At 71.2% G+C, this 6,015-nt stretch carries 5 protein-coding genes; 2 read left to right on the top strand and 3 right to left on the bottom strand.

Translation table 11 applies throughout. The features are described 5' to 3' along the window. Positions 1 to 126: 126 nt before the first annotated feature. Positions 127 to 333 (bottom strand): hypothetical protein, encoded by a 207-nt coding sequence (locus ACFWXQ_RS44450; protein WP_200398277.1) that lies wholly within the window; start codon positions 331 to 333, stop codon positions 127 to 129. A 119-nt stretch (positions 334 to 452) separates the two neighbouring features. Next, positions 453 to 1,880, bottom strand: coding sequence for an MFS transporter (locus tag ACFWXQ_RS44455; protein WP_383957221.1), 1,428 nt, complete (start codon positions 1,878 to 1,880; stop codon positions 453 to 455). 101 nt (positions 1,881 to 1,981) lie between these two features. Between ACFWXQ_RS44455 and ACFWXQ_RS44460 the strand changes: the two genes are divergently transcribed. After that, entirely contained in the window at positions 1,982 to 2,959 is a 978-nt protein-coding gene (locus ACFWXQ_RS44460; RefSeq protein ID WP_383957218.1) for a helix-turn-helix transcriptional regulator, read from the top strand. 158 nt (positions 2,960 to 3,117) lie between these two features. On the opposite strand, the gene ACFWXQ_RS44465 is transcribed toward ACFWXQ_RS44460, so the two are convergent. Further along, a complete protein-coding gene (locus ACFWXQ_RS44465) occupies positions 3,118 to 4,560 on the bottom strand; it encodes an MFS transporter (RefSeq protein WP_383957206.1) in 1,443 nt (480 codons plus the stop codon). Between the two features lie 125 nt (positions 4,561 to 4,685). On the opposite strand from ACFWXQ_RS44465, the gene dusB reads away from it, so the two are divergent. Then, on the top strand, positions 4,686 to 5,840 hold the full coding sequence (gene dusB / locus ACFWXQ_RS44470) for a tRNA dihydrouridine synthase DusB (protein ID WP_383957203.1): 1,155 nt from the start codon (positions 4,686 to 4,688) through the stop codon (positions 5,838 to 5,840). The last annotated feature ends 175 nt before the right edge of the window (positions 5,841 to 6,015 follow it).

The raw sequence follows: 6,015 nt of genomic DNA on the forward strand, positions 1-6,015 counted from the left end.
GCCCTCGCGGGGGGGGGGGGGGGGGGGGGGGGGGGGGGGGGGGCGGCGGGCGGCGGGGGGGGGGGGGGGGGGGCGGCGCCCCCCCCCCCCCCCCGCCGCGCTGTGACCGTGCCGGCCGGTGCTCCCTCAGCCTTCCGACGGGTCCACTGTCGCCTGATGCGCCTCCGCGAGATGCTCCTCGGCCTTGAGCCAGGGCAGGAACTGGGCGGCCTTCCGCCAGCCGCAGGTGTCGCATCTGATCGTCCGCTGCACGCCCGAGCGCTGGACTCGGACGATGTGCTCGCGGCCGTGCTGGTCCCAGCGGCTCACCTTGCTGGTGTTGATCTGCAGCATGACGCCTCCTGGTGGTCGCGCTTTGCTTGCGCGCGCTAAGGAGTGTGCAGCAAGAACAACATCAACAGGGACACAACTGTGGTGAGTTGTGTGCGAATTCCGCGCACTGTTCCGTGCGTTCACGCGATGGCGCGGGGCAGGCGCAGGCTCAGTCCGGTGGTCAGGGCGACCCCGGCGAGTTGGACGAGAAGCGTTGTGACCAGGGCGTCCCGCATGCCGTGACCCGGGGTGAGCGTGAGGAAGAGGGTGCCGAGGGTGGCCACACCGAGGGCCAGTGCGGACTGCTGGGCGGTGATCATGACGCCGCTGCCCACGCCGGCGCGGGCCGGGGGCACCTCGGAGAGGATCACGCGGAAGAGGATGGGCAGTTGGAGGGCCTGGCCGGCACCCGCGATGATCACGCCGGGCCAGAGTTCGAGACCGCCGACGTGGGGCCAGGAGCTCCACACCGTGAGGGCGAGGACGGCCACGCCGACCCCCTGGACCAGGCCGCCCGCGGTCACCACACGCGTGCCCCACCGGGTCACCAGCCGCGGGCCCAGGAGCGAGACCACGAAGAAGGACACCGCCATCGGGGCCAGCGTGAGGCCCGCGCGGACCGGACTCAGCGCGACCCCCTGCTGCAGCGCCACCGCGATGACGAACATGAAGCCGCTGAAGCCGATCGAGAAGGGGAGGATCATCACCAGGCCCCGGCGCAGGGGGACGTTGGAGAACAGGCTCGGCGGGACCAGCGGGGTGCGGCCCTGCCGTTCCGCCCGCCGCTCGACGAGGTAGAAGGCCGTCGCCGCCATCGGGAACACCGCGAGGGACAGCCACGTCCACAGGGGCCAGCCCGCCGCCCGGCCCTCGGTCAGCGAGGCGAGCAGGGACACCAGGGCGATGGCCAGCAGGGCCGTGCCGGGGCCGTCCACCGGCGCCGGGTGCTGCGAGCGGGTCTCGGGCACGGCCTTGGCGGCGAGGAAGAGGCCCACCAGCACGACCGGCACGTTCACCAGGAAGACCGCGCGCCAGCTGGTGCCCGCGATGTCCGCCGCCACGAGGACGCCGCCGAGGATCTGCCCGGCCACCATGGAGAGCCCGGCCGTGGCCCCGTACAGGCCCATCGCCTTGGCGCGGCGCGGGCCCGCGGTCGCCGACTGGATGGTGGCGAGGACCTGCGGGAGCATCGCCGCCGAGGCCGCGCCCTGCGCGACGCGCGCCGCGACGAGCGTCCACGCACTCGGCGCCAGCCCGCACGCCAGCGAGGTCAGCCCGAAGGCGATCATCCCGCCCAGGAAGAGCCGGCGCCGGCCGAACATGTCGCCGAGCCGGCCGCCGAGGACGAGCAGCACGGCGTACGCGACTCCGTATCCGGCGACGACGAGTTCCAGGACCGCGTCGCCCGCGGCCAGGTCGTGGCCGATCGTGGGCAGGGCGACGTTCACGATGAAGAAGTCGATGAGGGGCAGGGCCGCGCCGAGCAGCACGGTGAACAGCCCGAGCCCGCCGAGCACGGGCGGGGCGACGGGCGAGCGGACGGTACGTGAGGAGAGGGTTTCGGTCACGCTGTCGAGAGTGCTCCCCCTCTCAGACTGGTACCAGAGTCTCCTTATCCTGTTACAAGGAGTACCTGGAAACAGGGTCCGGGCAGCGGCACGCTGGAGGCATGACGACCATGGCCGAGGAAACGGCGGTACGGGAGAACGGGGCGACCGGGGCCACCGGGGTGCGGGGGCGCGAGGCCCAGGCCCCGGCCCCGGGGACGTCGGATGCGCCGGCGCGTGAGCCGGAGAGCGGGGCTTCGCGCGAGTCGGACATCCGGCGCCATGAGCTCGCCGCCTTCCTGCGGCACCGTCGCGAGCACCTCACGCCCGAGCAGGTGGGCCTGCCCCGCGGCCGCCGCCGGCGCACGCCCGGTCTGCGCCGGGAGGAGGTCGCGCACCTCTCCGCGGTCGGCGTCACCTGGTACACGTGGCTCGAACAGGCCCGCGACATCCAGGTCTCCGTGCAGGTCCTCGACGCCCTCGCCCGCACACTGATGCTCGACCAGAACGAGCGCGCCCATCTCTTCCAGCTGGCCGGTGCCGTCGACCCCACCCCGGCCTCGCGCTGCCAGACGATCACTCCGGCGCTGCTGCAGACGCTGGAGCAGCTGGAACCTCTGCCGGCCTGCATCCAGAACAGCCGGTACGACATCCTCGCGTACAACCGCACGTACGGCAGTCTGCTCTGCGACCTCGACGAGGTGCCGGCCGAGGACCGCAACTGCATGGTCCTCATCACGACGAACGAGCAGTGGCGTTCGTCGATCGTGATGCTCGACGAGTCGATACGGCTGATGGCCGCCAAGTTCCGCGCCTCGATGGCCGGGCATCTCGCCGACCCCGCCTGGAAGATGCTGCTCAAGCGGCTGCGGGCGGAGTCGGAGCAGTTCCGTGAGGTCTGGGAGCGGCATGAGGTCGTCGGCTCCCGCAGCAAGACCAAGGTCTTCGACAACCGGTACGTGGGGCGGTTGAACCTGGTCCACACCGATCTGTGGCTCGGTCCGGGGGAGGGGCCGCGGATGGTGACGTACGCACCGGCGGACGAGGAATCGCGGGAGCGGCTGGAGAAGCTGCATGCGGTTGCCGCGGAGCGGGGTTGAGTGTTTGGTGCGGCCCGGTGGGGGCTGGTCGCGCAGTTCCCCGCGCCCCTTAAAGGCAGGGGCTACCGCCCCCAAAGACGAAAGGCGTGGGCGCAGCCCCGGCTTTTGTCTTTAGGGGCGCGGGGAACTGCGCGCTCAGCCCCCACCCACCCGCACCCTCACACGACCCCCGCCGACTCCTTGATCTCCGGCGACTCCAGTCGCAAAGCCGTGCGCTCGGCCGTGCGGCGGGCCCAGGGCCCACTGGTGAGGGCGCCAAGCACCAGCACCGCCAGACCGCACGCGGCGATGATCCACCAGGCCGGGCGGGCCGCCGAGACGAACGTGTCCCGGTAGGAGGAGGAACCGACGCCGGAGGCGAGAACCGCGCCGATCACGGCGACGCCCAGCGTCTGGCCGATCTGGCGGCTCGTGGAGGCGACGGCCGCGGCCACCCCGGCCTGGGCGCGGGGCATGCCGGAGACGGCGGTGTTGGTGATGGGGGCGTTGACGAAACCGAAGCCGAGGCCGAAGAGGAAGTACCCGATGACGAGGGTCACGTTCGCCGTCTCGGCCTCGAAACCGGCGAAGAGCACACCGCTCGCGGTCATCGCCGTCCCCGCGATGAGCAGCGGCAGTCGTGGACCGCGGTTCCCGACCAGCCGGCCGGACAGGGGCGCGCAGACGAAGGTCATGACCGCCATGGGCAGCATCCACAGGCCCGCGTGGAGGGCGTCCAGGCCGCGTACGTTCTGGAGGTAGAGCGTCGAGAGGAAGAGGAAGCCGCCGAGCGCCGCGAACGCGCTGATCGCCACGACCGTGGCCCCGCTGAAGGGAGCCGAGCGGAAGAAGCGCAGGTCGATGAGGGGTTCGTCGCGGCGGGGCTCGTACCAGAGAAGGCTGACGAGCGCGGCGAGTGCGATACCGCCGAAGGCGATGGTCTGGCCGACGGCGGAGGAGGGCGCCTCGATGATCGCGTACGTGAGGGAGGCGAGCAGCGCGATCACCAGGAACTGGCCGACCGGGTCCGGGCGGCGGGCCTTCGGGGCGCGGGACTCGGGCACGTACCGGAGCGTGAGCAGGAGCGCGGTCAGGCCCACCGGCAGGTTGATCCAGAAGATCGAGCGCCAGCCGACCGAGTCCACGAGAAGGCCGCCGACCAGCGGGCCCGCGGCCATGGATATGCCGACCACGCCGCCCCAGACCCCGATCGCGCGGGCCCGCTCGCGCGGGTCCGTGAAGGTGTTGGTGATGATCGACATCGCGACCGGGTTGAGCATCGAGCCACCGACCGCCTGGATCATGCGGAAGACGACGAGCGATTCGAGGTTGGGCGCGAGCGAGCAGAGGACCGAGCCGATCGTGAAGACGACCAGCCCTGCCATGAAGACCCTCTTGCGGCCGATACGGTCCGCCGTCGAACCGGCGAGCATCAGCAGCGCGGCGAGTACGAGGGTGTACGCGTCGATCGTCCACTGCATGCCCGCCAGACTCGCGTCCAGGTCCTTCTGCATGGCGGGCAGGGCGACATTGAGGATGGTGACGTCGAGGCTCACGATCAGCAGGCTCATACAGCAGATCGCGAGCACCAGCATGCGTCGCCGGTGGCTGAGCTCGGGCATGCCCACCAGAATACGCCCGCTTCGGTAGTGTGCCTAACTAATGAACAGGGCCGGTGGGCCGGGTCTGCCGACCGCGGGCACGGGTGACTTTCGTGGCACCGGTCGGCGTACGGGACAATGGGGGAATGTCCACGCCCACATCCACGGTGAACTCCGCCCTGCGGATCGGCCCGTACACCGTCCAGCCGCCCGTCGTCCTCGCGCCCATGGCCGGGATCACGAACGCGCCGTTCCGCACGCTGTGCAGGGAGTTCAGCGGGGGCAAGGGCCTGTTCGTCAGCGAGATGATCACCACTCGCGCGCTGGTCGAGCGCAACGAGAAGACGATGCAGCTGATCCACTTCGACGCGTCGGAGACCCCGCGCTCGATCCAGTTGTACGGGGTCGACCCCGCGACCGTCGGCAAGGCCGTCCGCATGATCGCGGAGGAGGGCCTCGCCGACCACATCGACCTGAACTTCGGCTGCCCGGTCCCGAAGGTCACGCGGAAGGGCGGCGGGTCCGCGCTGCCGTACAAGCGGCACCTGCTGCGGGCGATCCTGCGCGAGGCGGTGTCCGGGGCGGGCGACCTGCCCGTCACGATGAAGATGCGCAAGGGCATCGACGACGACCACATCACCTACCTCGACGCCGGGCGTATCGCCGTCGAGGAGGGCGTGACCTCGATCGCCCTGCACGGCCGCACCGCCGCCCAGCACTACGGCGGTACCGCCGACTGGGAGGCCATCGCCCGGCTCAAGGAGCATGTGCCGGAGATTCCCGTGCTCGGCAACGGGGACATCTGGTCCGCCGACGACGCGCTGCGGATGGTCCGGGAGACCGGCTGCGACGGCGTGGTCGTCGGGCGGGGGTGCCTGGGGCGGCCGTGGCTCTTCGGTGACCTGGTGGCCGCGTTCGAGGGCCGCGGGGGTGACTACGCCCGCCCGACCCTCCGGGAGGTGGCGGGCGTCATGGTCCGCCACGCGACCCTCCTCGGGGAGTGGATCGGGGACGAGGCGCGCGGAGTCATCGACTTCCGCAAGCACGTGGCCTGGTACCTGAAGGGTTTCGCCGTCGGCTCCGAGATGCGGAAGCGCCTTGCGATCACCTCGTCACTGGCCGAACTCTCGGAGGGGCTGGAGGAGTTGGCGCTGGACCAGCCGTGGCCTGTCGGTGCGGATGGGCCCCGCGGGCGGACGTCCGGCAACAACAGGGTTGTCCTGCCGGACGGTTGGCTCAAGGACCCGTATGACTGCGCCGGCATCAGCGAGGACGCGGAGCTGGACACGTCCGGGGGTTGAGTTGTTTGGGTGCGGATGCGTCGTGGCTGATCGCGCAGTTCCCCGCGCCCCCCTGCGGGGCTTGGGCCGGTGGATGTCGTGCGGGTGCGTCGTGGCTGATCGCGCAGTTCCCCGCGCCCCTAAAAGCGGGGCTGCGCCCCTGGCTTTTGTCTTTTAGGGGCGCGGGGAACTGCGC

Origin of the sequence: Streptomyces sp. NPDC058697 (assembly GCF_042715345.1) — a bacterium.
GTDB lineage: Bacteria > Actinomycetota > Actinomycetes > Streptomycetales > Streptomycetaceae > Streptomyces > Streptomyces liliifuscus.